This is a genomic window from Thalassovita sp. ABM4_323, assembly GCF_056158665.1.
Genome location: NZ_JBSWTS010000006.1, coordinates 20,572 through 47,132, shown reverse-complemented (window position 1 = coordinate 47,132; position 26,561 = coordinate 20,572). Strand labels below are relative to the sequence as shown.

The window sequence follows — 26,561 nt, the reverse complement described above, 5'->3', positions numbered from 1 at the left end:
TCGGTTTCATTCGGTGTCCTCCAGAATGGGTTGATCCAGCACTTCCTTGGTTACTTCGAGTTCCTGGTCCGTCGATCCCTCTCCGCGAACGTATTCGAGGAATTCGCCGATCACGCCGATAGGATCATCTAACTTGGATTGGGCACGACCCGCACTGCTCATCACGAGCTCACGGGCTTTCTCTCGAAGGGTCTGCAGGATGTTGGGGTAGTAGGGTCGAAGTTGAGCGGCCGGCTCGATTAAGGCACCTTCATCAAGCAAGATTGCACGGATGTAGTCGTCGCTGGGGTGCTTAGCCGCGTCGGCGACCAAATCGGCCAGATGTCCTTTCACCTCTCGCACGTGCCGCAGGGGTTCGAAGGCGACAGTTCTAAGGTCAACAATCTGTCCATCCGGATTGAGATCGAAGATCGTCATGGATTTTGTGGTTCCGGCCTCGTCAAACCCGAAGGCTAAAGGCGACCCGCTGTATCGGATCGAGTCACGACCCGCGATCTGCGGGCGATGCAGATGACCAAGCGCGACGTAGTTCGCGCCGTCGAAGATGGAGCTTGGCACGGTTTCGACTGTGCCTACGGAAAGCGTCCGTTCGCTTTCGGATGGTTGGCAATTCGTCACAAAGGCGTGGGCGACGACAATCCAGCGGGCGGTCTCTGGGACGTGCGCCTTGGCTGCAGCGATCTGTGCGCGCAAGACGTCTTCTGGCGAGCGGATGCTTTCGTCTCCGAAGGCACGACGAGCGGCATAAATCTCCGCATATGGAAGCGCAGAGATAGCAACTGGACCAGCACCGTCCTCGAGCACGAGCGGCAACTCATCGCTCGAGACAGGACCGCGCACTAAGATGCGGTTCCGGTCAAAGAGCTTCGATGCCGCTCCAAGCCGCTGTCCTGAATCGTGGTTTCCGGCAATCACCACAATGGCGGCCTCAGTCTCAATATGAACCCGCTCAAGGAAATCGCTGTAGAGTTTTATCGCGGCCTCGGATGGAGAGGCCTTGTCGTAAACGTCACCCGCGACGATTAGGACATCGACTTGTTCAGCCACGACCGTTTCAAAGATCTGATTGAGTACGTACGCGTGATCTTCGTGAAGTGATACGCCTCGCAAGGTCTTGCCAAGATGCCAGTCCGCTGTGTGAAGTACTCTCATTTTCGCACCAATAATTTTTATACGTATAATTTTTAGATGGACATTTTGGCTGAGTCAAGGTAGGAATGAAACATGGCTTTTGACGACCTTAAACATGCCCAAAAAGAACGTCTCGAGTACCTTGATCGTCTGCTGTTTTGGGATGGCGCGGCGACACGGAGTTCGCTTATCGATCGGTTCGGGATCTCGAACCCGCAAGCGGCGCTGGACTTCAAGATGTACCTGCAAGCCGCAGGCCGCGAGGCGCTGAAATATGATGCCTCCTCGAAGCGGTATCTGGCGACCGAGCGCTTTTCCCGACTAAGCGGCGAAGCTTCCACGGACGAGCTTGAGGAATTGCTGGGGGGTCGACGCGGGGCTCTGTATGATATGTTGCCTGACCTGCAACGCACACAGAATGTCCGAGTATTTAGACCTCTTTATCGCGCCGTTCTGGCCAACGAGGCTATCGAGATCGTCTACCAATCCATGCGCGACCCGGAACCTGAAACGCGTTGGATTGCGCCACTCCGTTTTGCTTCTGATGGTGTGCGCCTCCATTTGCGGGCATGGTGCTACACTCGGCAGGGATTTCGCGATTTCATACCCTCACGCATTGATGTGTCCAGGTCTTTCATCAACCGACGAGCCGCGTCGGATGTGCCCAAAGATGACGACTGGTATTCCTGGGCGATTTTGAAACTGAAACCACACGACGATCTAACGGATGATCAAAAGAGGGTCGTGCGCATCGAGTTTGGTTTTGATGGAGATTGTCTCGAAATTCGCATTCGCAAAGCGTTAGAATTTTACACGGAACGAAGATGGGGCCTCGATCAGGAAAACCCGCGGCTTAAATGTGTATCTCGTGACTATGAGGCCATGACCGAGGATGAGATCCATGAGGGTTGATCTGGCACGAACCGATCCTGACGTGAATATGAACAGGTTCTATTACGTTCAACTGACAAAAGGGATCTTCGGTGACGCAGGCGTCGAGCGTTTTTGGGGTCGACGTGGCACCTCGGGGCGGCATCGGCTTGATTGGTACCAAAGCGAAATGGATGCGTCCTCGGCAATGACCAAACTGGTCAAAGCGAAACTGAAAAGAGGTTACGCTCCTATAGAAACAAGGGAACCGCCCAACAACAATCTCATCGGTTTCGTCGCTTCGCTTGCGCGAAAACAAAATGAAACTAAAGATAACTAGGCCAGAAAATGCGAGCATTTATATCCTATTCCCACCAAGATTTAGCCGCGCTTGACCGTTTGCACGTCCATCTTGCCAACCTTCAAAGGGAAGGCCGGATCGAAACATGGTACGACCGCGAAATATTGGCGGGAGACGTTTTGGACGATGAGATTAACCAAGAACTTGAAGTAGCCGACTTATTCCTATTAATGGTCAGTCCCGATTTTATTGCGTCCAACTATTGTGTCGAAAACGAAATGCGGTTTGCGTTGCAACGGCATGACGCTGGGGAAGTGCGGGTTGTGCCGATCATCGTCGAACCGTGTGATTGGGCAGCGATGCCACAACTTCGACAACTGAAAGCAATCCCAAAAGACGGTGTTCCGATATCTGAATGGGCGAACGCGAATACTGCCTATCTTGATGTTGTGCAGGAGATCCGCCGCATTGTTGATGCAGTAGAGATTGAAACTCCCGAACTTGCAGGGGATGAATTCGTGCCGACTGCACCGCAACACGGCATTCCACGCTACCGAGTTCAACGTGACTTTGATGAGATTGACCGTGGAGAGTATCGCGATGCGGCGTTCGCCACCATCAAAGACTATTTCCAACGGGCGATTAGCGAAATAGATGCGGTCGATGGCCTGCGGGGCCGATTTGTCGACCGAGGTGCGAACTCATTTGGCGGCACGGTTGTTAACCGCGGTCGTCAGCACGGAACCGCACACATCACGGTGCACTGCCGAAACGCAGGATTCGCGTTGGGAGATATTTACTATTCCTTCAACGAAAACGCCGGCGACAACACCGCAAATGGCGGGTTCAACGTCTCCTCGGACGAGTACGAGCAGTTCCTAGTCGTCACTATGGCGATGTTCGGGAACGCACCAGAGCGGCTAAACTTTGAGCAAGCGGCCGAATACCTGTGGAACCAGTTTATCGAACAAGCGGGGATCACCCATGCCTGAACGCGCCCGCTTCCGCTGCAAAAATTGTGGGCATCGCTTTGAAGCCGATGTGCTTGATGAAGCTGAGCGCCGAGAAGCCCGTCGTGAAGATCGCCCAACTAGTGCAGTGCATTGCCCTGAGTGCCGCCGCACCGACATTCGGCGGGGTTGGGATTGATCAGGATACCGGAGAACCAAGGTCTATGGCACTGTTTTTTACCTTCACGTTTGTCACCTGACGACCTTGAGCTAGAGAGAAAAAATGCTATCGCCATATGAATTCACAATCGGAAAAATCGAGGATGCAAAGCCGCTTAGCCTGATCTTGCCTACAAGCAAGTACGAAGAAACAATGCTTGTTGGCCAATCCAACAAAGCTGCGGTGGCAGTATTTCTCACTGGGCACCACAAGGCGCTTTTCATTGAAAGCGAGGGGAACAAGAGTTGGGGTGGACTAATCATCCCGGATGTTCGTATTGAGATAGATGAAACGAGCTGTGTTGACGCTTATAACACAGACGCACCGTTTCTATCTGTGACAAGGATAGACACAAGGCTCGTTGTGGCAGGCAAGAGCGAGGGATCATTTGGGCGTTCGACGCTGATTACGCTTCACGACAACCTCACGTCAGCAGGTGAATATCAGGCAGCGTTTACGAAGTGGCAGGTCGTTGTCGGAGAGGGACAAAACACGCGCGTTGTGTGGTCGATGCCGGACAGCGGCAACCCCTAGCTGCGGTCGAGAGCTTGGTAGAGGGGAGTGATCAGGATTGCGGCACAACAACTATTATTGCCTCAGCCAATTCAACATCCCTTGGACACTCTCGTAGTTCGGGAGCGCGTCCCGAAATTCCTCGTTTGGGAATGAAGATAAAAAGGTGCTGTGTACTGACGCGGTTTTGCCTTCCAAGCCCAAATGCGTTTCTATTGTGCCGTCCGTCCAAACCCAGATGCCGTGTTCTTTGAAGTGCTCGTGGATGGCATACACGTGCTCACGAGCGTCTGTCTCAGCAGCCATGATCTCGTACGCTTTAGCTGCGTTAACTTCGCCGAACTTTTTTGGAAAACCGTCTTCGGCCAGGTCGATTTTCCCCTCACCTTGAAGGCGCGTCAGCACCGCCTTGCACCCGACTACAGCTGCGTTGTCGTTGCCAATCAGGCCGTGCTGGATGGCTGGTCTAAATGCGAAATCAAGATCGACGATAGCTTTTGTAGGGATTCCCATTGCCGCAAGTACGGGCAACGCCTTGGGCACGTCGCTCGAGCCACCAAGTGAAACCAATCCCAATTTGTCTTCCTCAAGCGAGCAGTCGGCCTCATGCTGGAACAGGTCCGGTAGTAGCGTTTGCTCGGTCTTGCCTTCGGCCAGTACCACCTTTTCTGAGAAGAGCAGCTTGGTCGAATTTGATAATGCAAAAAGAGTTGTTGACTGATGCTCGGCATCGGCAATTGCGCCTTGAACGGCATCTGCCATCCTGGGAAAACAAATCGTTCCATCCTCAGGCGTGCGGCGGATCAGTAGTGCGTTCGGTGCATCCGATCGAGCAATCATGTTGGCCGAGTGAGTTGAAAATGCGACTTGATAACCCTCCTCTGAAAGGCGGCTTAGCGATGCCCGAACAACTTCAATGGCTTGGGGGTGCAGGTAGAGCTCAGGTTCGTCGATCAGCAGCAAGGTTGTCCGCGCCTCATTGGCAATCGCCTGCCTGCGGATTTCGGACAAGCATTTGATTAGGGCAATTTGAACCGACCGCTGAGCCCCATGTCCGAAGGACGACGCATCTCGACCTGTTTCGTGATCGAACTGCTGGTCGTAGATTTTGATTGTTGCACTTTTTAGGAAGTCGGAAAACTCAGGTGTTTGAATGTGGGTTTTAGCAACGACGCCCGGGAAGAAGCGACCAAGTTCAGTCTGGATCTGGTTGTCGAGTTCAACCAGTGTTTCGTCCTTCTCGGCCCCTTCGGCAGATAGTCGGCTGGAGACTTGTGCGAGCGCATCCGTGACAGGACCTGCATTCCGTTCGGCAACAGGACCAATAATCTCCTTGATCAACTTTCCAATTGTGGTTCCTGAGGCGAACTTGCCGACGTCTTCCGTCGCGTTCTCCATTGCGCCAATGAAGATCGGTTCGGGAAACATCGCTGCTATTGCTTGGTCGATACCAGCTGGGTTCACGACCCACTGCTCTTCACCTTCTTGCTCCTGCTTGATTTCCAAGCGAATTTGGGTGGCGCTTACGCCAGGTACCGCTTGGGTTCGACGCAACTGAATTGTGCCGTCCACTACAAGTGGTTCAACACGGTTCCGGTGGTTCTGTTCCAACGCTTCGAGAACGGCGGCGTCTATTCCTGATATTACGGCGGTGATAACAACGGGAAATTCTGGATCAAAGAAATCGGACGCTTGCAACGAGGATTTCTTGATTACCCAAGACATCGCTTGAAGGATATTCGTTTTGCCCGCGTTGTTGTAGCCGACCATCGGTGTATAGGCTGCAAGGGGTAATTCGATTTCTTTGATGGATTTGAAGTTTTCGATCTTGATTTTAGAAATTCGGTGCATCTCACCCTCACACAAATAAAGCGAGACAACTTTCTCCTATCGGTTGCAGAGTTGCAACGGGTGGCGGCTTTTGTAGGCGCGGCGTGGATGCCGACAAAACTCTCTTCAGGCTCTTGCCGAAATTCATGTCCGCCTTTCGGCAATCCTTCAAATCAAATCTCTGAATTGCTCCAACTCGGCCGCCGTCGCCACCAACCCCTGCTGGGTGAGGATGGCGAGGTAGTCTTCGGCTGAGTAAGGCGGGTTCTTGAGGCGCGCGCGGACCTTGCGAAGGGCTGAGCAGAACAGGCCCGGCGCGAGCGCAAGGTGGTTGCTGAGGAAGTCGTCCGGATGCAGCGTTTCGATGCCGTAAGGCTCGAGGGCGTCCTCGGGGAAATCCTTCAGGTTCTGCGTCACGATCACATCGCATCTGCCGACGATGGCTGCTGCCAGGACATGCCGATCGTCGGGGTCGGGGAGGTCAAGCGACGGGATCAGGGCTTCGTAGCCTGTTACCAGGCAATCTCGTGTCGCGTGGTTCATCAGATCCCGCGTGCGCTCGAGTGTTTCGCGGTCTCTGTGCGGCTCGTTGCGCATCAGAGCGTCGATCCACTCACGGTGGATGTCTTCCGACCATTTGGCCTTGAAGATATCGGTCACAGCGAGCTGCATGAGCACGTCGCGCATCGGCGCTGGATAGAGAACGTTGGCGTCGAGAAGCGCCGTATAGTGGCTCATGGTTTGCCGTAACCCATATCCTGCTCTTGCGCTTCAGCTGCCAGTTGATCGAGCACGCTTTCCCGCTCGGCATTGATGGAGGCCTTGTAGGCCATCACATCTTCCATCCGGATACGGCGGTGTTTGCCCACCTTGCGATGCGGGATCTTCTGCTCATCCAGAAGCTTGATCAGGAAGGGACGGGAGACGTTCAACACATCAGCTGCCTGAACCGTGGTCAGCTCGGCATTCTCGGGAATGATCGTGACCCCCTGCCCCGCTGCCATGGCTTCCAGGATATCCATCAGAAGCGCGACGGCGCCTGCCGGCAGTTCAATTGGTTCGGCCTGCTCTCCATCAGTAACACGCAGCTTGAGAGGCGCTTTGCTCCGTGCATAGCGCGACAGGAGCTGCCCGGATGCGCGTGCGATTGCGGCCTCCTGGGCGCTCGGAGGCAATTGCCGGTGAGCCATCATGTTCATGTGCCATCTCCTTTGCTGCGAACCTCAATATAGGCATAAACGCAATAAATGCAACAAATGAATTAAGTGTAGATCATGCATTGTTCGGTGAATCTGGTTGTTAGAAATGATTGGTTTGGCACGCCAGCGCATTGGCGCTGACCAGGCTCTTGGCTGCGCCCGGAGCCGCGTGACTCGCGTCTCCGCCATTCGGTGCCGATCCTTCGTGCATGTCTCAGGTGAGATCGCGGGCGAGACCGCGATCGCTTGAGCCAGCGGTCAGCCGGGTCTCCGCTCCGCTCTAACCCGGCTGGCAGGTTTTCGTTGTTTGATTCCGCCTGCCATCCGGCCGGTGTCCCGAACAGGGGCTCTGGTGTCGCGTTCCGCACCAGCCTCTGCGGAGAAATCTGGTTCCTCCCACGCGGGCGCGTGGGTCCCTCCCGATTTCACCGCTCCGGCCCCCTGTGTCGGGTCGCCGTCCGGCCGCAGGACGGGCTTCGCCCTCCCCTGCTCTGCCCAGCCGAAAAGCACGGGGGCTTTTCGGACTGACAGATCAGTCGAGGCCTCCGCCACTGGCGGAGTGGTGAGGATCAGGGAACGCTCCAGTGGAGCGTTACCCCGAATCCACGACAAGACCGAGAGGTCTCAAGAAGAAGATACCGCGCCGCTCTAACCACGAAAGGAGCAGGCCATGGGCCTTGATCAATACGCATATGTCAAAACCCCCGAGAGCGGCGACGAGGGCGAAAGCCCGAAATTCGTCTGGCGCAAGCATTCCAAGCTGCAAACCTTTATGGAGGCGCTCTACACCGAGCGGACCGGGCTTTCGGCGTCCGATCTGAACTGTGGCGAGTTGAATCTGGAAACCGCCGACATCAACTCGCTGGAGCAAGCCGTGAAAGGAAGCGCCCTGCCCCAGTGCGAGGGCGGGTTCTTCTACGGGCACCAGTTCCAAGACGAGGTGGCAGCCGAGTCCCGCGACTACGATCTTGAGTTCTGCGCTTGGGCGCGGGCCGAGATCGAACAGGGATCGACCGTGATCTATTCCTGCTGGTGGTGACGCCATCGGGCTGGGGTCTCCGACGCCCCGGCCCCCTCCCCTACCCCATTAACAAAACCAGCCGCCGAGCGCCTGTGCTGCGCTCTGGGCGGGCCTGACATCCATTAGAAAGGACAATCCTATGACCAAGCAACAACCCATCCAGACCGACACCGCCAGCGCCGTGATCCTGCAAATCCCCTTGGAGATGCTCTACATCTCCGATCTGAACCCGCGCAAGGCGGTCTCTGATGCTCATATTGAAAGCCTCGCAGACAGCATTGAGCGTTTCGGCCTCATCCACAATCTCGCCGGTCTCATGGACGAGGACGGCAAAGTCGGGATCGTCGCGGGTGGGTGCCGCCTTCGCGCGGTCCAGATGATTGCAGAGCGGTCCAAGGCCCATCCGTTCACGACGTTGCCGGTCAAGCTGGCCGCTGATGCGACTGAGGCCGAGGATTGGGCCAGCGCCGAGAACGCGGCCCGCGAAGACATGACCCCCGCCGACGAAATTTGCGCCTTTGGCCGCATGAAGTCACGCGGGGCCTCCGTGCCGGAAATCGCCCTCGCCTTCGCCGTCACCGAGGCCCGCGTCTATCAGCGGCTGGCACTGGCAGGCCTGCCCGAGCCAGTGCTCGAGGCGCTTGCGGCGGGTGAAATCAGCCTCGGCACCGCCAAGGCCTTTACCCTCTCCGATGATGAAGCGCTCACCCTGAACCTTTTGGATCAGGTCAAAGGTCAAGCCGTCTCTGAGAGCGCAATCAAGAACGCGCTGCATCCCGATGCGATCAAGGCCACAGACCGCCGCGCCAAGTTCGTCGGTCTTGAGACCTACGAGGCCGAGGGCGGGACGGTCACGCGCGATCTCTTCTCCGACGAGGTCTTCCTCGCCTCCCCTGCCCTTCTGGATCGGCTCTTAGCTGAGAAGCTGGAAGCGGCACGGGCCGATTTGGTCGAGACCCAAGCCTGGGCATGGGCCGAGACCCGCAGCGAGGCTTGGCTCAACTACTATGAGCTCGATCAGATGAAGCTGGCCCGTCTCTATCCCATCGAAGGCGATCTGAGCGAGGAAGAGACGCAAGAATACGACGAGTTGGCTGACCTCGCCAATGGAGGGGTTCTGGACGAGGACGGTGAAGCGCGGCTCTCCGAATTACAGGCCATTCTCGATGGTGACTATTCTGAGGACCAGAAGGCCCATGCGGGGTGCATCATCCTTGTGAATGGGTCGGGCAAACCCGAGATCACTGCCGGTCTGGTCCGTCCCGAGGACAAGAAAGCCGCCATCGAGGCAGGAGTCCTGCAAGCACCGCAGACCACCAAATCAGACACCCCGAAATCCCCCTACTCGCAGAAGTTGGTGGCGGATATGCAGGCGATCCGGCTGGCCTCGGTTCAGGCAGCGCTTCTGGCCAAGCCGGAACTGGTTCTGGACCTGCTGGGCTTTGGACTGTCGGAGGCGTCGGGCAGCTTTGAGAGCGTGTTCGGTATTCGGTTGGGCCGCCCGACAAACGCGCCAAGCGTTCAGGACGGGTTTGACCACGAGCCGCGCCTCGAGCATGGGATCGACGCCAGCGAATATTGGCAGAACGGCACCCGTGTTGAAGACCTTTCCGAGGCTTTCACGGCATTCCGCGAGGACGGCAAGAAAGCCCGCAACGCCCAGATTACCGAGGCGATCGCACGCACCCTGCCCTACCAGGCTGGCGGCGCGGAGTTCTTCGACCTGATCGCGGACGAGGCCGGGGCCGATATCCGCAAGCACTGGACGCCCACGGCAGAGAATTTCTTCTCGCGAGTGTCAGCGGGTCATCTGGTCGATTTGCTCTGCGAATTCATCGACTGCGACGCCCGCGACGAGCGGGTCGTTGCTTTCGCCAAGCTCAAGAAAGCGGAAAAGGCCGAGAAGATGGAAAAACTGGTCAGTGATCCCACCACCCAGAAGCTCATGGGGCTGACAACGGATCAAAAAGCCAAACTCGAGAAATGGGTGCCCGACTGCACCTGACGGCTCCTTCGTGGGGAGACCCAACTGGCCCCGCCTCGGCGGGGCTTCTTTTTGTTCAGCGTTTATCCATAGGCAGGGCCTGGAATATTGTCCTGCGGCGGGGCAGAAGGACAAGCCCCCTGCCCCGCCGCAGGACCGGCGCTGTCCGCGCGGGAGCACCGCCTGGGCGGTGCGGGGTTCAGACGCTACGCGTCTTGGGATTTGATCGTTCTGCTCTGTTGCCCGAAAGTTTGAGAGATTTAGGCGATGCTCTTTTCAGCCTTCGCCGAATTGTTCTTCCAGAGCGCGCCTGGCCAGTTCCAAACCCTGTGCTGTGAGAACGAGGGACTTTGCTTTGCTCGTCGGGTTTTCGATCAGGCCTTTCTGATAGAGCCGATCCGTGACGTCCCAGTCTATCCCCTTCCAAACCCGCGACCCGTCAAGAAGCGTCAGGCTGAGAATGGCCAATGCGGCGGCATCCAGTTTGTCGGTGTCAATGTCCATGGCCTGAATCCGTTGTCCACCTTCGTTATCGCATTTGATGGCGAAACCGGCGCTGACGCAATTCTACACAATCGACGCCTGGTCTTGGTCCGTCGATTGTCGCGCTTCTCGGGTGGCGACGCTCGGCACCTTTAGCTGCCCAGTTATCGCAGCCGTTTCTTGCATTGTGCGTGGTGTCTACGATGCTCCATTGTCCTGTGTTGCATAACATGCTGGTCGCAAGGTCTGTCCTGAACACAAAGGGCGGTTGCCAGAATTGTCCCCTGCCCCTTCGGGTCATTCCTCGCGAAACAAAATTCAGTCCCCCTGCCCTTCTTCGCTGCGCTCCGCCATTGGTGTGTTCCGGCCCTTTGCCCTTGCCGGGTGACCATCATTGCAACACCAGAAAAGGAGCAAAGCAATGACCACCAACTGCATCAAATTCGAAACCGCTGACATCGAGACTGCCAAAGGCGTCGGTTCGATCTCCACCCTGACCTTCGACATCGATATCACGGTGGAGCCGGTCGAAAGTGAAAATCCCATGGCCCCCACGCACCGTGTTCTCGGCCGCTCGCCACGCGGCCGCCTGGTCGAATGCGGCGGCATCTGGAAGAAGCAGAACCGTGACACCGGCGCTGACTACTTCACTCTGAGCATCCGGGACTTCGGCTTCAACGCCAATCTCGGCAAGGCCGCAAACCAGGATGATGACACGGTTCAGGCCGTGATCCCTTGGGGTCCGAAGGAAGCTGCTTGAAGCTTTTAGCTGGCCGGGAAACCGGCCAGCTCTTTTCCCATGCGGGCTATTTTGCACGCGTGCAAAACCCAAGTTGACGGCCAATTGCTGTTCGGTTTTCTCTCCAGTGCAGCCCATATTGTGCGCCAAAATTCCCGTAGGCGTACAATATATGTACATTTCGTCAAAAACCGTGCTATTTATCTCTGGAAGCGATTCCAAGAGAGAATTGAAAGAGAGCGGTGTTATGGGCGGAAGCATAGAACAATTTCTCCAGGAGCTCGAGCGAGGCCTTGGTCGGACGATGGTCTCGGTCAACAAAGAGCTAACGATGAGGGAGCGAATTAAGCGTTCCTGGTCCATGCGCCAGTGTGCTCGTTTCTTGAACATCAGTCATCAGCATCTGACGAAGTTTGCCAAAGACAATGAGGATTTTCCTGCGGGAAAGCATGTTGGACGGGAACGAGTCTTCACACTTGCCGAGCTGATGCATATCCGGGCATTGATGGCTGCGTCCGCCAAGAGACCTGAGCACTTCCTCGCATGGCGAAAGCCTGACGATCCTTTGCCTGTAATCTCATTCGCAAGCCAGAAAGGCGGCACTGCAAAATCCCTGAGTGCGGCTCATTTTGCGCAGTATTTGAGCCTGAACTACGGAATGCGCGTAGGCGTTATGGATGCGGACCCGCAGAGCACCATTACTCTCTATTTTGTCGGGGGTGAAGAAATGCCCGCGCTGCCCGATGATGAGACACCAACGATGGTCGACTTTGCGGGTTTGTTTCAAACTGACGAGGCCGTTCCTTACACTGACTACGATGCCGAAACTCTAGACGGCTTTTTCAAGAAAACGTCTTGGCCGGGCGTGAGGTTGGTTCCGGCCCATGGAGAGACGTCCGAAGGTGAAATCCAAATCGCCCGACTGTTGCGGGCTGGCACGCCCGAGAAACGCTTTTATCGGTTTCTGAGGGACTCTATCGATCGGTGGAAGGAAGGGCATCCGCCTGTCACACGACCAAACGAGCTGGTGAGCAACGGCATGGTTGATCAAGGAAAGCTAGATCAGGCCCTGAACGAAACGTTGGACTGTATCATCATCGACTATCAGCCTGCGTTGACACTGTTCCAATTGAACAACGTCATGGCTTCAACGTCGTTGATTATTCCCCAGACAATGAAGGGTTTCGACATTGCGACTTTGTCCACATTTGTGACAGGTCTCCTCACGATGCTGCGCCATATCTTCGCGACGGATCGTATCGATATGGGTGGAGCGGCGCACATGCTATTGCCTACCATTGTTCAGCGGACAAATGAGCAGGACCTCACTCAAGTGGGTAACCTCCTTGAAAACTGCCCCGATGAAGTCCTTCCGGTATTTTACCTCCGCTCAGATGCCATTTCGAACGCCTCTGACGTCTATCAGTCGGTCTATGAGTATGACCCCGATACGCCTGGCAAGCGCAAGGGCATCAATCGCTTCATTGAAAACGCTGACGCTGTGAACGATGCGATCGTTTCGCGGCTTTGGCCTGGGCTCGAGCGCGGATACGCGGATGAATGGATGCAGAAATTCTACGACTTTGAGGAGGAAGCCGGATGAAAAGAACTCTAAGCAGTTCGGTCCTCAAGAAGAGAGCCGTGCGTCCTGATGACGATGCGGCTGTTGTTTCTGAGGCCGAAACGACCGAGCGGGTTTCTGGGGGTGACTCCAAGCTTGTTGGTGGGGTCAAACCTCGGTTGGGCGGTTCCGGCAGTGCCTGGAAAGCCGGAGCTTTATCGGATGCGAGCCAAATCCTTCAAGTCGAACGGACACAGGTTGTCGAACGAATCCTGTCTGGTCGTCACGAGCTTCGGATCGATCCGTCTCAGATCATCGATGTGATTGGATCCGATCGGCGTGAAGATTGGCGTGACCAGGATGCGTTCGAAAGGCTCAAAGAAAGCATCACGAATAATGGGCAAGACACGCCTATTCATGTTTGGCCCGCGGACCCGGACTGGCGCCCAGATGAGCGCGAACCCGAGAATGTCGACGGAGTAACCTTTCATTTGATCGTAGGGCGTAGACGCCATGCGATCCTTCAAGCGTTGGGCCTACCAGTTCGGGCCTTACTCGTTCCGCAGGCATCTCGCGGTTCTCGCGAAGAGCAGTTTGAAATGCTGTTCATGCGGTTTCGGGAAAATGAGGAACGGGAAAACCTTAGTGCGTTTGAGCGACTTGTATCCATCGGCGAAATGTTTGAGCGGCTTCAGGAAGCAACACCAGATGAGAAATTGACTGCGACCGAATTTGCTAAACGTGTCGGAGTTCATAACAGTGCCGTTTCGCGCGGCCGTGCAGTTTTTGTGGCCAGGGACGAGATTTTGCACGCGTGCAAAAACGTCTACGATCTCAGCCATCGGGATCTCGAAAAGGTCCTCAATGACTTGTCTGGCAAGGCCGCTAAGCCGGCGAAAAAGAAGTCAACGAAACCCAAAAAGCTCACAGTGCAACGTAAGATCGGTTCCCGGAAGCTGAGTGTTACGGGGCAGGGCGGGAAGCTCTCTGTTGCCGCCACGGGGCTCGCATTGGATGAAGATGTCCTCAATGGGTTAGGCGATGTCATCGCCGAGTATTTGGAGAAACATGGATCGAAGTAAGAGGCAGGAGCCGCGGAGACGGTCATCTTCGATCAAAAACGAGGTAAGAAACAGGAGCGCGTATGCTTTGAGATAACGGCAAAAGAAAAGCCCCCAAGCTGAGGGCCTGAGAGCTAATCAAGATTGTTTGGTCGCTATCAAGATAGTTCTCCGGCGAATCACTGTCAACGACGAACGCTCCTGAGCGAACGGGTTTCTTTTGCCTTCCATCGAGCAGAGGAGGCAAAACATCTCATGAAACATTCTGGTTGGCGCAAGCCGACACCGGGCCTTGGCATTGCAGAGCAATTTGCCCAAGCCGGTGAAGTGATAGCTATTCCCAAAACACAGGCCTTTGTGGCGGTGAAGCGCGTAGGAGCCCACATCGGCCTCAAGGCCGGCGACATGCTGCTTCTCGACACGCTTGGGGCCTTCACACAGGCCCAGGACTGGGAAGAGGGGCAGCGCCCGATCGTCTGGGCGTCAAACGCCTACCTGATGGAGCAGACCGGCTTTTCGCTCTCGGCGCTTAAGCGCCATGCCCGGCGCCTGGCCGAGATCGGCGTGATTTCCTTCAAGGACAGCCCCAATGGTAAACGTTGGGGTCACAGAGACGCTGACGGGCGCATCATTGAGGCCTATGGCTTCGATCTGTCGCCGCTGTCGGCCCGTGTCGAGGAATTCGAGCACCTGCAGGCCGAGCTGCAGGCCGAGCGTGAGCTCTGTCAGCGCCTGAAGCGTCAGATTACGGTCGCGCGTCGGATGATCCGCGCCCGGATCGAAGCGGCGTCTCACGCGGCGCTGAGAGGCCCCTGGGATCATCTTTCAGGGCTGTTCGAGGACCTCCTGGACCGTCTTCCGCGCCGGAACACGGCCTCTGAGACGCTTGAGCGACTCCTGGCATGGTTCAGGGAGCTTCAGGAGCGCGTCGAAGCGGCATATCTCAAGGCAGTTCGTGCAGATGAAGTTGTGGAAAACACGCCGGAAACCAATGAACAAGTCAGTGAAAAAACTCAAGAAATGAACCCCAGGGAGGTCAATTCTGAACCTCATATACTAATTACAACCCAACTTAATCCTGTAACCTGTAATCGCTCAGAAACTGAGCAAGCGGCGGGCGTGGTGCCCAATGCGCCACCCGAAGAGCAGCTGGATAGGGAGTTGGAGGATTGGGTTGCGGAAACGCGCAAGAAACGCGGTGTAGCACTCGATTTGCCGACAGTCATGCAGGCTTGTCCGGAATTTGCCTCCTGGGCGCGCAATATAGGCGGATATATGAAGGATTGGGGCGATCTGCACCGGGTTGCAGGGCAGTTGAGGCCGATGATCGGCGTTTCCGAACATGCCTGGAACCTCGCTCAGGACCGGCTTGGGCCTCAAATCGCAACCGCAGCGTTGGTTTTGACTTTCGACAAGCATTGCGCCGGCGAAGTGGCCTCTCCGGGCGGGTACCTGCGGGGCATTGTCCAGAAAGCCGGGGCAGGGGAGTTGCATCTCGAGCGCAGTTTCTACGGCAGGCTCAGCGGACAGGCAGCGTGATGGAAGTGCGGATCAGAGACCCGCGGCTTTCGTCAGGTTCACCCGAAACCGATCCCGGCGGCGCTGATAGCGGCGGGTCATCTCGGCCGAGACGTGCCCGAGCTGCTTCTGGACGTAGCGTTCGTCAACTTCTGCCGAGCTGGCGAGCCCGGCGCGCAAGGAATGGCCCGAGAAGAGAGCGAGGCGGTCATTCTCGGGCAGCTCGGCGCGGATGCCGGATTTCAGGACGGTGGCTTTGATGAGGCGCGCGACGTGTTTGTCCGACAGACGAGCTTCCAGGGCTTTCTTGCCATCGCGGGAGGTGCGCACGAACACTGGCCCGAAGTCGATCTTCGCTAAATGCAGCCATTGTTCGAGCGCATGGACTGGGCAGGTCTGGTCCGAGGATCCGCGACCGATCTCCACCTCACGCCATCCGGTCTTGGCGTTCAGCGTCAGCACGGCGCCGTCGTCGAGGATCTCGGTCCAACCGCCAGAGTCGATTGTGTCGTCTTTCCCGACATCCAGGCTAACGATTTCGGACCGACGTAACCCGCCAGCATATCCCAGAAGCAGGATGGCCCTGTCACGTAGCCCGCGCAGATCGAAACCCAAGGTGGCCACCATGGCGAGGATGTCTTCCGGCAAGATTGCTTCCTTCTGCACCGGCGGGCGGCTATGCTTGCGCTTGATCCCGGCCAGCACGGTGGCGATGTGCCGGTCCTTGCGGTCGAGCGCGAATCCGCGCTGCGCGTAGTTCCAGACGAGACCGGAGAGGCGACGGTCAATGGTCGAGACCGAAAGAGCAGGGGAGGAGCCTGATGGCGCGGCCAGGTCGGTCAGGTAAAGACCGATCATCTCCGGTGACGGGGGTAGGGGATCGGTGCCTTTCAGGCGGCACCACCGCGCGAAGTGCTTCCAGTCGGCCGCGTAGGCCTTATTGGTGTTCTCGGCCGTTGAGGCCTTGGCATAGTCGCGGGCAGTGTCGACAAGGCGATCGAGAGTGCCGGATCCGGCCACATGAGATGGCAGGGCGATGGCACTGTCCGAAACCTCTGCCGGTGTCTCGTGCGGTATGGCGGGACCCTGGGCTGGTAGGCGTCGTGTCACGTGCTACCCTCCCCAATTCCGTATTGGGCCTGGAGTTCCTGGGCGTGCAATCGGATAGCTTCTGCACTGCGTTGTCCACGTTGATCCCGCAAATCAATGACCCAGACGGTGTCTCGAGCGACTGTGTAGAGCAGCGAAAACGCGGTCCCCTTGATCTTGAATTCGCGCACCAAGTCAAAATCCTCGAAGGACGGCCCCGAAAAAGGAAATTCCTTGAGCATGTGCTCTGCCTGGATCAAGGCATCAATGGCTTTGGCCAGGTTGAGCTGCGGGTTTTGGCGGTAATAGGCTCTGAACCAGCGCAAGCCCGGCTCAGAGGTTTCGAGATATCGAAGGTCCATGCGTGGACTCACGCGTCGGGGAAGGGGGCGTCGTCATCAGCCTTCAGCCAATCGTGGACCGCATCCGGAGCCAGAGAGGGTGCATTCCGTTCGACAAGGGCAAGCCCGGTCTCAACGAGATCACGCGTCGCCAGGCGTTCTTCGACAAAGGCCCTGATCGCCTGATTGGCCATATAGGAAGATGAGCGATCTTCGAAGCGCGCGATACGATCGAGCTGTGCTTTGAGATCGGTGTCGATGCGGGTGGTGAAAGATGTTGTGGCCATGAAGCTGTTTTGGACCTCGAGTTCAGTTGTCTTACAATGTAGGTGGACCGCTTGCGCTGTCAAGAAGATCACTCAAGGAGCGGGGGTTCTGATTCCTCAATCGTGGCCTCTCTCGTTGAAACGACGCATCTCTGCCCGGTATTAGCGCACTCAGCGCGACGAGAGAGCGCCAGGTTGCTAAAGAGCCTCCAAACGACGCCAGTCTCACGAATTCCGGCCTGTCCAGTCTCACAAATACCGTCGTGAACTTGGACCACATTGAACCGATTTGGCTCGGCGTCGGGAGTCCAACGATGGACCTAAAGCCTTGTCCAGCAATGAAATACGAACGAACTCGGCCAGAGAGCCGATTTCGGGCGAGTCCACTGGTGAAACATGAGCTGACATCCATGTTTTGGAGCCTATCCCAATTATGTCCGATAATGCAAACTTATTGGACATAACAGGCAAGCGCAGGGTGGGGCGGTTTGCACAGTATATAGTAGGCAAAAGCGCCGGGTTGGGATAGTATTGTGGCATGACATATGCCCGGCATGATCACATCGACGACCTTGAGACCCTACCCCGGATACCGTCTTGGGTCACCTCGGCACGCGCGCAAACCCCTGAAGATGTGGCCTTTTTGTCAGGGGCGGCGCTGAGCCACCTGCATCTTGTGTTAGGGCGCGATGAGGTCCCCCAGTCCTTGTTGCGGGAACGCCTGGCACTGCGCGCGGCTGAGGCTTGCGTAGCACGTACAGGAAGACCGGAAAGGGCAGGGGAGTTGCGGGATGCGGTGGCCTTTCTTCAGCCGGGTGACCTGCCCGGCCCGGCGGGAGAAACCTACCTGTCCTGGCGACGCGCTGTGGAGTGGCCGGTCTCGATCAAGGCGTTGTATCGGGCGCTGCCCGGGATAGAGGCGGGACAGATCGCCGAGTGGTTAGATGCAGGGCAGGGCGCGCCAGTCACTCGTGCCGCGATGGTGTTGGAGGCCGTGCTGACGCGGGCACCGCGACAGGAGTTGCCGGCGTTGATCCTGGCGGATGCGGTGCTGGGGCAGGCGCTCGGTTGGAAACAAGTCGTGCCTTTGCTGGCTGCGGGCTTGAAACGTGCCGACCCGCGCAAGCGTGACGACGCGTTGCGGCTGGCCTGTCATCGCGCCGTGATTTCTTCTGTGAAGAAAGCTGTAGGTCAGGCGACAGACTTGGCGCGGAGGGCTGCGCATTTGAAGGTGGTCGCGCCAAAGCTTCGAGCGAAAGGCGCCGGGGACGCCGTTGAGATGTTCCTGACGCGTGATGCTGTCGCACCCTCGGCTCTGCCTTTGCCGGACCGGGCAGCGCGGCGGTTGTGCGACCGGCTGGTTGAGCTTGGCGCGGTCCATGAATTGACCGGCCGCGATACGTTCCGGCTTTATGGGGTCTGAGCATGGCGAAGGATCGTTCTGAACCTGAGCTGGACCGCGAATTGGAAGACCTGCCGCCCGAGCTGCGTTGGCGGGAATGGCTGCGCAGGATTGAGGCGGTGCTCTTTGCCAGCGCGTCATCGGTGCCGCGCGAGGACTTGGCAAAGGTTGTGGGGCAGGGGATCTCGGTCGATCTGCTGGTCGAAGACCTTGCTGCTGATTTGGAGGGTCGCTCTTTCGAGGTGGCGCAGGGTACGGGCGGATGGATGCTGCGTACGCGGCCAGCCTATGCCCCGGCGATCCGGGCTGCGGCAGATGTGGGCGAGCAGGTTCTGGACCTGAACGAGTTCGATGTCGCCGTGCTGGCCGCCATTGCCTATCATCAGCCGATCACCCGTGACGGGTTGAAGGATATCTTCGGCAAGGAAATCAGCCGCGACCTGATCGGGCGATTGCATGCGCGCGGCCTGATCGGGACCGGTCCGCGCGCCCCCAGACGAGGGGCTCCATATACATTCGTGACAACTGAGCAGTTCCTGGTCGCGTTCGGGTTGGAAAGCCTCGCTGACCTCCCGGATCGGGAACAGTTGGAAGATGCGGGAATGATTGAAGCTGCGGCTTCTTGAAGCCTTTCAATTGGACGAACATCCTGAAAATAACCTTGCGAATCTTCCACTGCATGGAATAAATGCAAGGTATGATCGAGCGTAGTCATAGAAAATCAGTCGAAGAAGCACTGGAAAACCAAGCGGGAGTTGTCCTGCTAGGGCCGCGGCAGGTTGGCAAAACGACGCTTGCTCAGGACATAGCGGAAAGCCGCGATGCGGTCTATCTCGACATGGAGCGGACCGCGGATCGCCAGGTTCTGGAAGAACCGGATCTTTATCTTGACGAACAGGTGGGGCGCCTCGTCGTGATCGACGAGGTTCAGCTATTGCCAGATTTGTTCAGCGCATTGCGCGGACAAATCGACCGTCGGCGTAGGCAGGGGCATCGGACCGGGCAATTCCTGTTGTTGGGATCTGCATCGAATACACTCTTGCATCAAAGTGCCGAATCCCTGGCTGGCCGGGTCAGCTATCACGAACTGACGCCCTTCATGCTGCCGGAGGTTGGTTCGGATGCGATGTCCACTCTCTGGCTGCGTGGTGGCTTTCCTGACAGCTATCTCGCGAAGAGTGATCGGGCCAGCCTCACGTGGCGGGAAGATTTCATCAGGACCTATCTTGAGCGCGACATCCCCTCGTTCGGGTTGCGCATCCCCACTGAGACGCTGCGCCGGTTCTGGACCATGCTCGCGCACGAGCAAGGGGGGCTTCTCAACGCAGCCAAGCTTGCAGGTAATCTCGGTGTCTCGGGGCAAAGCGTTGCTCGGTATCTCGATCTGCTTGTCGATCTGATGCTGGTGCGGCGATTGCCGCCCTGGCATTCCAATGCGGGCAAGCGGCTGGTCAAATCGCCCAAGGTCTACATACGAGATTCCGGACTGACCCACGCTCTTCTTGGGATCGAAGCACAGGAAGACTTACTGGGACATCCGGTTGTTGGCGGCAGCTGGGAGGGGTTCTGCATCGAGAACCTAATTGCTGCTGCACCCCGCGGAACCGAGGCAAGCTTCTATCGTTCATCAGCCGGTGCGGAGATTGATCTGGTTTTGAAGCTTCCTCGAGGCCAGATTTGGGGCATTGAAATCAAGCGGACGACATCGCCGAAAGTCACGCGAGGGTTTCACATCGCAGCCGAAGAGTTGGACGTCTCGGAACGGGTCCTCGTCTATGCCGATGAAAAGGATGTGCCGGGGCAGGGTGGTGTTCGTGCAATGCCTTTGATGGGTGCCTTAGAGCGGCTCGCGTCCGCCTAGAGGGCCGTTCACAGGTGAAGCCACCATGGTTGGATCGCTATGAAGCAGGATACGCTAACAGCGTTGCTCACAACCGTGAACGCGCCATATCAGACTTACCTGGATGGTCGCGCGTTGGCGGCGGCGCTGACTGCGGGCGACATCACAATAGGTCAGGTGAATTCGTTCTTCATGGAAGTCACCGTCGCAGACCAATTGGCATTTGCGAAGCTGCATGGCGTTCAGGAAGCACCCTTGATAGAGACAGCGAAGGCATTCGCAGCCTGGTCCGGCCAGAACCCCGCCATTCTCGCGCGACGCCATACTTAGCATGTTGCCAACTGTACGAGAGCTCTTCGACAACCGCTGAGTGTCAATCGGCATTGAAGTTTGACCCCCTATCGGCATCCAATATTGACCCCCTTGGTGGTGAGCAGGCCCGGCGCTGCGTAGCCCTCACATAGCGCAGCGGCGGCGGGCCTGCGGGGTTTCGGGTTGGCGCTATGCGCGGTTCTTGAAGCGCCAGCTTTCGTTACCGGTTTCGACGATTTCGCAATGGTGGGTGAGCCGGTCGAGCAGTGCGGTGGTCATCTTGGCATCGCCGAAGACGCTGGGCCATTCGCCGAAGGCCAGGTTGGTGGTGACGATGATGGATGTGCGTTCGTAGAGTTTGCTGATCAGGTGGAACAGCAATTGGCCGCCGGTCTGGGCGAAGGGCAGATAGCCGAGCTCGTCCAGGATCAGGAAGTCGAGGCGGGAGATCAGGTCGGCGGTCCGGCCCTGGCGCTCGGCGCGGGCTTCGGCATCGAGCTTGTTCACCAGGTCGACCACGTTGAAGAACCGGCCCCGGCGCCCTGCCCGGATACAGGTCCGGGCGATGCTGACGGCAAGATGGGTTTTGCCGGTGCCTGTGCCGCCGATCAGGACGAGGTTGCGCTGATGGTCGAGGAAGTCGCCGTTGGCCAGGTCGCGGATCAGGGTCTCGTTAACCTCGGCGGCCTCGAAGTCGAACTCCTCCAGTTCCTTGGCGAGCGGCAACTTGGCGATGGTCATTTGGTATTTGACTGACCGGGCCTGCTTCTCCCTGATCTCGGCGGTCAGCAGGTCACCAATGATCTGTTGCGGCTCGTGCTGGCGTTTGACGGCGGTGGTCAGGACCTCGTCATAGGCGGCCCTCATTCCGTAGAGCCTCAGCTTTCCCATCGCGTCGATTACCTCGGATCTTTCCATTCTGTGTTCTCCTCAGGCTGTCATATCGGTTGCAGTCGGCAATGGGCTCGCAGGCCAGCTTCAGCGCATCCGGGGTGGTGATTGTCAGGGGTGGTGGCGGCTCGCGGTGCCGGGCCAGGATGTTCAGCACGACGCCTGCGGAATGGACATTGTGCGACAGGGCTTCGGCGCAGGCCGCCTCGACCGCATCAATCCCGTCGGTCAGCACGGCGCTCAGGATGTCGACCATCTGCCGGTCACCGCCCGGCTGGCGTTCCAGCTTGCGCCACACGCGGCGGATTGGCACCGGCAGCTCCCATTCCCTGAAGGGCGCCCCGTTGCGAAGGGCGCCGGGTTTGCGGGCCAGAACGGGGATGTAATGCAGGGGATCGAAGATGGTTTTGTCCCGCCCGAAGGCCCGCTCATGCTGGCCAACGATTTGCCCATCCTGCCAGCATTCCAGCCGGGCGGCATAGGCCCTGATCTCCACCGGCCGCCCGACCGCCCGGGCATCGACCGAGTAGCGGTTCTTGTCGAACCGCACGAGGCAGGTCTTGGACACCGATGCGGGAACTGCATGGAATCCATCGAAAGGGCCGACGTAAGGCACAAGGCTCGGGCGCTCGTCCTCGAACACCTCCCAGATCGTCTTGTCGCGCAACTCTGGATGTTTGTTCGCCTTGGCATAGGCCAGGCAGCGATCCTCCAGCCAGGCGTTCAACTCGGCATAGGATTTGAACTTCGGACGCGGCACGAAGAAGCGCCGGCGGATCACGCCGACCTGGTTCTCGACTTGGCCTTTCTCCCAGCCCGAGGCCGGGGTACAGGCCACCGGGTCGACCAGGTAATGGCCGCACATCTGCTGGAACCGCCGGTTATAGGCCCGATCCTTGCCAATGAAGATCGCGTCAACGGCGGTCTTCATATTGTCGTAGATGCCCCGCGCACAGGCCCCACCGAAGAAGGCAAACGCCTTGTCGTGGGCGTCGAACACCATCTCCTGTGTCTCTCTGGGATAGGCCCGCACAAACGGCATCCGGCTGTGGCTCAGGCGCACATGCGCAACCTTCACCGTCGTGGTCACGCCGTCAATCAGGACAACCTCATGGCTCCAGTCGAACTGATAGGCTTCGCCCGGGTCGAAGCTCAGCGGCACGTAGGCAGCGGCGGAAGCTTCCCGGGTCGCCTTCGACCAACTCGCCGCATAGCGCCGCACCGCATCATAGCTGCCGTCATAACCCCGGTTGCGCAGCTCTTCGTAAATCCGAACCAGTGTCAGCCGCTGGCGTTTGGGTTGCCGGTCATTCTCAGCCAGCATCTCATCCAGATCGGACCGCCACGGGTCGATCTTGGGGCGGGGCTGCGTGGACCGGTCATAGCTGAACTCGGTTGCCCCGGACCGCACCACCTTCCGCACCGTGTTCCGTGATACCCGCAGCTCCCGGCAGATCTGCTTGATCGACTTCCCCTGGATGAAATGCGCCCGCCTGATCTTCGCAATCGTCTCCACAACCAACATCCCCAAATCGCTCCCTCAATCCTTTGAGGAAGCTTCTGAACAGAAATATCAGGGGGGTCACTTTTGGACGCCGATTACCCCAATACAGGGGTCAATCTTGCATGCCGGTTCACACGCTGAGTTTGAAGAAACGGCCAAGCTCAAATTTGCTAAACAGTGAATATGGCCGGTTTCGTGAACCTAGCGTGAACTGTCAGACTAGGTGATCCTGCGCGAGCGCGATTTTTCGTTGTGGCGCTGCGGATGATTTCAGCTTCCCACCATCAACCTCCACCGTCTCATCCCCGTGCGAGCAAGGGGATCGCGGGTCTGGCGGACGCCGCCGCCCGCGCAATGGTCTGCCCGCTCCATTCGCTGATGCTCCCGTGTTGACCATGCACGAGCGGCTTGTTGCGTCCGCCATTTCCTCCCGCGTCCCGCACGGGGATGAGACAATGGAGGATCACATGGCAAAGCCCGACATCTACACCCGCATCACCGAAAAGATCATTGCCGATCTCGAGGCTGGCACCCGGCCCTGGCACAAGCCCTGGAGTGCCGATCATCTCACCGGTCGCATTACCCGGCCCCTGCGCCACAACGGTATCGCCTATCGCGGCCTCAACATCATCCTGCTCTGGGCCGCGTCCGTCGCCCATGGCTATGCTGCACCCACCTGGATAACTTACCGTCAGGCACTCGAGCTCGGCGGGCAGGTCCGCAAAGGCTCCAAGGGCCAACTCGTCATTTACGCAGACAAGCTCCGCAAGACGGAGACCGATGATGCGGGCCAGGACCGCGAGGTCGAGATACCCTTCATGAAGGGCTACACGGTCTTCAACGTCGATCAGATCGAGGGATTGCCTGAGACCTACTACGAGGTGTCTGAGCCGATGCCCGAGACCGCCGAGCGCGATGCCACTGCGGAAGCGTTCTTCGCCGCGACCGACGCCGATATACGCCATGGTGGCAACCAGGCCTTCTATGCGGTTGATCCCGACTACGTGCAGATGCCGCCCTTCGAGACGTTCGAAACCCAAGAGGCGTATTTTTCGACCCTCGGGCACGAAATCACACACTGGACTCGCCACCCGAAACGTCTTGATCGCAGCTTTGGCTGCAAACGCTGGGGCGATGAAGGCTATGCCCAGGAAGAGCTGGTTGCCGAGCTTGGCGCTGCGTTTCTGGCAGCTGATTTGGGCCTTTCACCTGAACCGCGTGAAGAGCACGCTGCTTATATCGCGCATTGGCTCGAAGGTCTTCGCAACGACAAGCGGTTCATCTTCCAGGCCGCTGCTCATGCACAGAAGGCCGTCGATTACCTGCATGGGTTGCAGCCAAACACGGATGAGGTTGCCGCATAGGCGGCCTCAACTCGGGCAGGTTCGCGATGTGCAGTACCGGGATTGCGGACCTTCGCCGCGCCGTGCACGAACTGGTAAGATGCGGGACGAAGTTGACTTTCGCTGCGGCTGCGCGAATGACCGTTTTGAATATCTGGCGTTTTTGGTAAATGAAGTTCGATGACAGCATTTCCGTATGAAGACCCTGTTTGGGACCAGGCGCCTCACTGCTATGGGGTTGGGGCAAATGTGCTTTTGGCAGAATTGGAAAAAGAGTGGAGCGACGATGCCGCCGACTACCTTTTTTTCTCAGCGCTTCTCCATCAAGGCACGACCTATCCCGCGAGTTATCTCTCGATCCCGCATCTGTTACGCCTTGCCGAAAACAAGACCGGTGAACCGCTACTTATGATTGCAAATCTACTGGGTGGATTAGCCTTGGCCGGACACCAGCCAGCACATACCGGTTATTCTGGTGTTTCCTGCACGCCGGACAACGCATGGCTGAAAACACCTATTGGCCAGGCGGCAGCGTCGGGATTCAAAAACAGCCTTCCGCAAATTGGAGCTTTGTCCATCAAGGCCTTTAAGGCGCATCCATCTTCCCAGTTCGCATCCGGCCTGGCTGCGGCCGAAGGCGAGATCGATCTCGCTGAGTGGCTTGCGCTCGGAGAGAATGGTGGCTTCCAATGCCCAACCTGTAGTGGCGATCATGAATGGTGGTTGCTTGGCACCGAGATTGGCATCTACCGAAACGACGATGTCTTTGGTTACTCAGAAGATTTGCTCGCCGACTACAAAAAAAAGACCTGCGAGAACGCCAATAGTATCGCCAAACCTCGAACCCAACCACAAACGATTACACGCCTGAAATCGAGACTTGGGCCTCTTGATTCAACAACCGATGCTCTTTTCAGAAACTACAAAGCCACTGTTGTCTGTGCTCATTGTGCTTGGACCGGGGAACACCCGTAAACCCACCCTAGTTGAAGCCGCAGCATCTCAGGAACCCGAAAGCTGCCATCCGTGCACAGCGCGGCATCCGTCACTCTGGGCTCATTTGAGACCTTAGCCGCACGCTTAACGAATGGCCGCTGACGGGAAAGTGGTTCTCAAGTCAAAGGCACCCTGGACGCCTCAATGACGCGACGGGGCCTCCACCATCTCATCTGTACTGAGTTGCAGGCATGCACGCCAAAGCGGCGTCTTCCAATAGGTCTTGTCGGACCTCCTTTCGCTGCCGGAATTCTCTGCCAGAAACCCGATCCAGCTTAGGGGCCGCAAGACATGGGTGAACAGAAACCCCGCATGGTCGTAGTATTCCCGATCATAGACACCTTGCCGTTCCAATCCGTAGAGCGTCTTCACCAGATGCGGCTCGGTCAGGCCTTCCTCCGCCTCTACATTGATGATGTTGAGGAAGATGTCCCAGTTGCCCGGCGCGGTGAACTCGGTCCTGGCAGTGCGGGCGTGGTTGTAGCGGTAGAGATAGGTCTCGGCGAGGTCTGCGAAGAAGGCACCGCGGTTTGAGGCTAAGGCCCTGGCTTTCTTCGAGACCTGGAACTTGCCTTTCACGTGTCGCCCAAGCTTCATGACTATCATGAGGTCATGCACGACCATGGCTGGCGCGACATCCCATTCGTTGAGGACCTTGTTCAATCGCAGCAGTTCTTCTGCCTTGTAGTCTGGCCAGGGCGAGTTCTCCGCCATCCAGTGCGCGAATTTCCGGTTGAAGGCCTTGGTCTGTGTCAGTCCGACCCCACCGTTTGTGTCGGCATAGGCGAAGGCGAGCTCCATGGCCCGCAGCAGCCGGGATTGGTCCAGTACAGGGTCGTGATCGGCAATGGGTTGAAGCTTGATCATGCCCCGCCATATCAGGTTGCGCAGGGACATGTCATTCCGGTCGTGGCAGCTTCATCCAAGTTCAGGCATCGGCCACCTTGGGAGCATCCAACCACCATTTCGGTCTGGCGCGATCGGCACGTTGCCCGGCCACCTCGGTTCCCCTCTCGTTTTCTTCCTGATGCAATCTCCGTGATCTGGCCCGTCTGCCGGGCGCGGCTTTCAGCCACCCCCTTCAAGCAGAACTTTCCCCTGTGCGCTTCGCGCCCATTCCTCGCGACCCAAAGTTCAGCCTGACAGCCGGTCCGGACGGTCACGGTCTCCCGTTTGCATCGAAAACGAAGGAGAAC

Annotated in this window: 27 protein-coding genes; 16 read left to right on the top strand and 11 right to left on the bottom strand. The window is 57.6% G+C overall.

All coding sequences use genetic code 11. The features are described from left to right. Nucleotides 1-6 precede the first annotated feature (6 nt). On the bottom strand, nt 7-1,152 hold the full coding sequence (locus ACXADQ_RS02070) for an exonuclease SbcCD subunit D (RefSeq protein WP_293706889.1): 1,146 nt from the start codon (nt 1,150-1,152) through the stop codon (nt 7-9). A 72-nt stretch (nt 1,153-1,224) separates the two neighbouring features. Between ACXADQ_RS02070 and ACXADQ_RS02065 the strand changes: the two genes are divergently transcribed. The 4 genes from ACXADQ_RS02065 (at nt 1,225) to ACXADQ_RS02050 (ending at nt 4,006) form a co-directional block, all read left to right on the top strand. Then, a complete protein-coding gene (locus tag ACXADQ_RS02065) occupies nt 1,225-2,043 on the top strand; it encodes a BrxR family helix-turn-helix transcriptional regulator (protein WP_293706888.1) in 819 nt (272 codons plus the stop codon). After that, nucleotides 2,033-2,341, top strand: a complete 309-nt coding sequence (locus ACXADQ_RS02060; protein WP_293706886.1) for a WGR domain-containing protein — start codon at nt 2,033-2,035, stop codon at nt 2,339-2,341. The genes ACXADQ_RS02065 and ACXADQ_RS02060 overlap by 11 nt, the downstream gene beginning before the upstream one ends. Before the next feature lie 8 nt (nt 2,342-2,349). Then, on the top strand, nt 2,350-3,294 hold the full coding sequence (locus tag ACXADQ_RS02055) for a toll/interleukin-1 receptor domain-containing protein (RefSeq protein WP_475314639.1): 945 nt from the start codon (nt 2,350-2,352) through the stop codon (nt 3,292-3,294). Between the two features lie 241 nt (nt 3,295-3,535). After that, nucleotides 3,536-4,006: a hypothetical protein gene (locus tag ACXADQ_RS02050; RefSeq protein WP_293706882.1), complete on the top strand. Its 471-nt coding sequence runs from the start codon at nt 3,536-3,538 to the stop codon at nt 4,004-4,006. 54 nt (nt 4,007-4,060) lie between these two features. On the opposite strand, the gene ACXADQ_RS02045 is transcribed toward ACXADQ_RS02050, so the two are convergent. From ACXADQ_RS02045 to ACXADQ_RS02035, 3 genes are all read right to left on the bottom strand, one after another. Beyond that, complete coding sequence (locus ACXADQ_RS02045) at nt 4,061-5,836, bottom strand: ATP-dependent nuclease (RefSeq protein ID WP_475314637.1); 1,776 nt, start codon at nt 5,834-5,836, stop codon at nt 4,061-4,063. Between the two features lie 147 nt (nt 5,837-5,983). Continuing rightward, nucleotides 5,984-6,553: a PIN domain-containing protein gene (locus ACXADQ_RS02040; protein WP_293706880.1), complete on the bottom strand. Its 570-nt coding sequence runs from the start codon at nt 6,551-6,553 to the stop codon at nt 5,984-5,986. Then, a complete protein-coding gene (locus tag ACXADQ_RS02035; protein WP_293706878.1) occupies nt 6,550-7,014 on the bottom strand; it encodes a helix-turn-helix domain-containing protein in 465 nt (154 codons plus the stop codon). Before ACXADQ_RS02035 ends, ACXADQ_RS02040 begins: the two co-directional genes overlap by 4 nt. Nucleotides 7,015-7,684: 670 nt before the next feature. On the opposite strand from ACXADQ_RS02035, the gene ACXADQ_RS02030 reads away from it, so the two are divergent. Together ACXADQ_RS02030 and ACXADQ_RS02025 are read left to right on the top strand one after the other, a co-directional pair. Then, on the top strand, nt 7,685-8,053 hold the full coding sequence (locus ACXADQ_RS02030; protein ID WP_475314627.1) for a hypothetical protein: 369 nt from the start codon (nt 7,685-7,687) through the stop codon (nt 8,051-8,053). A gap of 121 nt (nt 8,054-8,174) precedes the next feature. Continuing rightward, nucleotides 8,175-10,040 (top strand): ParB/RepB/Spo0J family partition protein, encoded by a 1,866-nt coding sequence (locus ACXADQ_RS02025; RefSeq protein ID WP_293706875.1) that lies wholly within the window; start codon nt 8,175-8,177, stop codon nt 10,038-10,040. Nucleotides 10,041-10,295: 255 nt separating this feature from the next. Here ACXADQ_RS02025 and ACXADQ_RS02020 read toward each other — a convergent pair whose 3' ends face one another. Beyond that, entirely contained in the window at nt 10,296-10,523 is a 228-nt protein-coding gene (locus tag ACXADQ_RS02020) for a DUF6429 family protein (protein WP_293706873.1), read from the bottom strand. Nucleotides 10,524-10,923: 400 nt separating this feature from the next. Here ACXADQ_RS02020 and ACXADQ_RS02015 point away from each other — a divergent pair, with 400 nt between their 5' ends. From ACXADQ_RS02015 to repC, 4 genes are all read left to right on the top strand, one after another. After that, nucleotides 10,924-11,262 carry a DUF736 domain-containing protein gene (locus ACXADQ_RS02015; protein ID WP_293706871.1) on the top strand — a complete coding sequence of 113 codons (339 nt, stop codon included), beginning with the start codon at nt 10,924-10,926 and terminating at the stop codon, nt 11,260-11,262. 226 nt (nt 11,263-11,488) lie between these two features. Beyond that, the gene (locus tag ACXADQ_RS02010; RefSeq protein WP_367176498.1) at nt 11,489-12,844 is read left to right on the top strand and encodes a ParA family protein; all 1,356 of its coding nucleotides are present in this window, start codon (nt 11,489-11,491) and stop codon (nt 12,842-12,844) included. Beyond that, a complete protein-coding gene (locus ACXADQ_RS02005) occupies nt 12,841-13,884 on the top strand; it encodes a ParB N-terminal domain-containing protein (RefSeq protein WP_293706869.1) in 1,044 nt (347 codons plus the stop codon). The genes ACXADQ_RS02010 and ACXADQ_RS02005 overlap by 4 nt, the downstream gene beginning before the upstream one ends. Before the next feature lie 234 nt (nt 13,885-14,118). Beyond that, nucleotides 14,119-15,402, top strand: coding sequence for a plasmid replication protein RepC (gene repC / locus ACXADQ_RS02000; protein WP_293706868.1), 1,284 nt, complete (start codon nt 14,119-14,121; stop codon nt 15,400-15,402). A gap of 12 nt (nt 15,403-15,414) precedes the next feature. On the opposite strand, the gene ACXADQ_RS01995 is transcribed toward repC, so the two are convergent. Genes ACXADQ_RS01995 through ACXADQ_RS01985 form a run of 3 tightly spaced genes read right to left on the bottom strand, consistent with a single transcriptional unit; the run spans nt 15,415 to nt 17,098 of the window. Then, nucleotides 15,415-16,458, bottom strand: coding sequence for a tyrosine-type recombinase/integrase (locus ACXADQ_RS01995; RefSeq protein WP_293706910.1), 1,044 nt, complete (start codon nt 16,456-16,458; stop codon nt 15,415-15,417). Nucleotides 16,459-16,487: 29 nt separating this feature from the next. Then, a complete protein-coding gene (locus ACXADQ_RS01990) occupies nt 16,488-16,832 on the bottom strand; it encodes a type II toxin-antitoxin system RelE/ParE family toxin (RefSeq protein ID WP_293706867.1) in 345 nt (114 codons plus the stop codon). Nucleotides 16,833-16,840: 8 nt separating this feature from the next. Further along, entirely contained in the window at nt 16,841-17,098 is a 258-nt protein-coding gene (locus ACXADQ_RS01985) for a CopG family ribbon-helix-helix protein (protein ID WP_293706865.1), read from the bottom strand. Between the two features lie 517 nt (nt 17,099-17,615). On the opposite strand from ACXADQ_RS01985, the gene ACXADQ_RS01980 reads away from it, so the two are divergent. The 4 genes from ACXADQ_RS01980 to ACXADQ_RS01965 all read left to right on the top strand — a co-directional run bounded on the left by ACXADQ_RS01980 (nt 17,616) and on the right by ACXADQ_RS01965 (nt 20,649). Then, entirely contained in the window at nt 17,616-18,500 is an 885-nt protein-coding gene (locus tag ACXADQ_RS01980) for a DUF1403 family protein (RefSeq protein ID WP_475314604.1), read from the top strand. 2 nt (nt 18,501-18,502) lie between these two features. Then, complete coding sequence (gene scpB, locus ACXADQ_RS01975; protein WP_475314600.1) at nt 18,503-19,105, top strand: SMC-Scp complex subunit ScpB; 603 nt, start codon at nt 18,503-18,505, stop codon at nt 19,103-19,105. Nucleotides 19,106-19,176: 71 nt separating this feature from the next. Next, a complete protein-coding gene (locus ACXADQ_RS01970) occupies nt 19,177-20,340 on the top strand; it encodes an ATP-binding protein (protein WP_475314596.1) in 1,164 nt (387 codons plus the stop codon). A gap of 39 nt (nt 20,341-20,379) precedes the next feature. Then, entirely contained in the window at nt 20,380-20,649 is a 270-nt protein-coding gene (locus ACXADQ_RS01965) for a hypothetical protein (RefSeq protein ID WP_475314594.1), read from the top strand. A 171-nt stretch (nt 20,650-20,820) separates the two neighbouring features. On the opposite strand, the gene istB is transcribed toward ACXADQ_RS01965, so the two are convergent. After that, on the bottom strand, nt 20,821-21,549 hold the full coding sequence (istB, locus tag ACXADQ_RS01960) for an IS21-like element helper ATPase IstB (protein ID WP_083783480.1): 729 nt from the start codon (nt 21,547-21,549) through the stop codon (nt 20,821-20,823). Then, the gene (gene istA, locus ACXADQ_RS01955) at nt 21,482-23,047 is read right to left on the bottom strand and encodes an IS21 family transposase (RefSeq protein ID WP_008335500.1); all 1,566 of its coding nucleotides are present in this window, start codon (nt 23,045-23,047) and stop codon (nt 21,482-21,484) included. The genes istB and istA overlap by 68 nt, the downstream gene beginning before the upstream one ends. Nucleotides 23,048-23,493: 446 nt before the next feature. Here istA and ACXADQ_RS01950 point away from each other — a divergent pair, with 446 nt between their 5' ends. Continuing rightward, nucleotides 23,494-24,390 carry an ArdC family protein gene (locus ACXADQ_RS01950; RefSeq protein WP_475314592.1) on the top strand — a complete coding sequence of 299 codons (897 nt, stop codon included), beginning with the start codon at nt 23,494-23,496 and terminating at the stop codon, nt 24,388-24,390. A 159-nt stretch (nt 24,391-24,549) separates the two neighbouring features. Beyond that, nucleotides 24,550-25,344, top strand: coding sequence for a hypothetical protein (locus ACXADQ_RS01945; protein ID WP_475314590.1), 795 nt, complete (start codon nt 24,550-24,552; stop codon nt 25,342-25,344). A gap of 162 nt (nt 25,345-25,506) precedes the next feature. On the opposite strand, the gene ACXADQ_RS01940 is transcribed toward ACXADQ_RS01945, so the two are convergent. Continuing rightward, nucleotides 25,507-26,262, bottom strand: coding sequence for a hypothetical protein (locus tag ACXADQ_RS01940; RefSeq protein ID WP_475314586.1), 756 nt, complete (start codon nt 26,260-26,262; stop codon nt 25,507-25,509). Nucleotides 26,263-26,561: the final 299 nt, after the last annotated feature.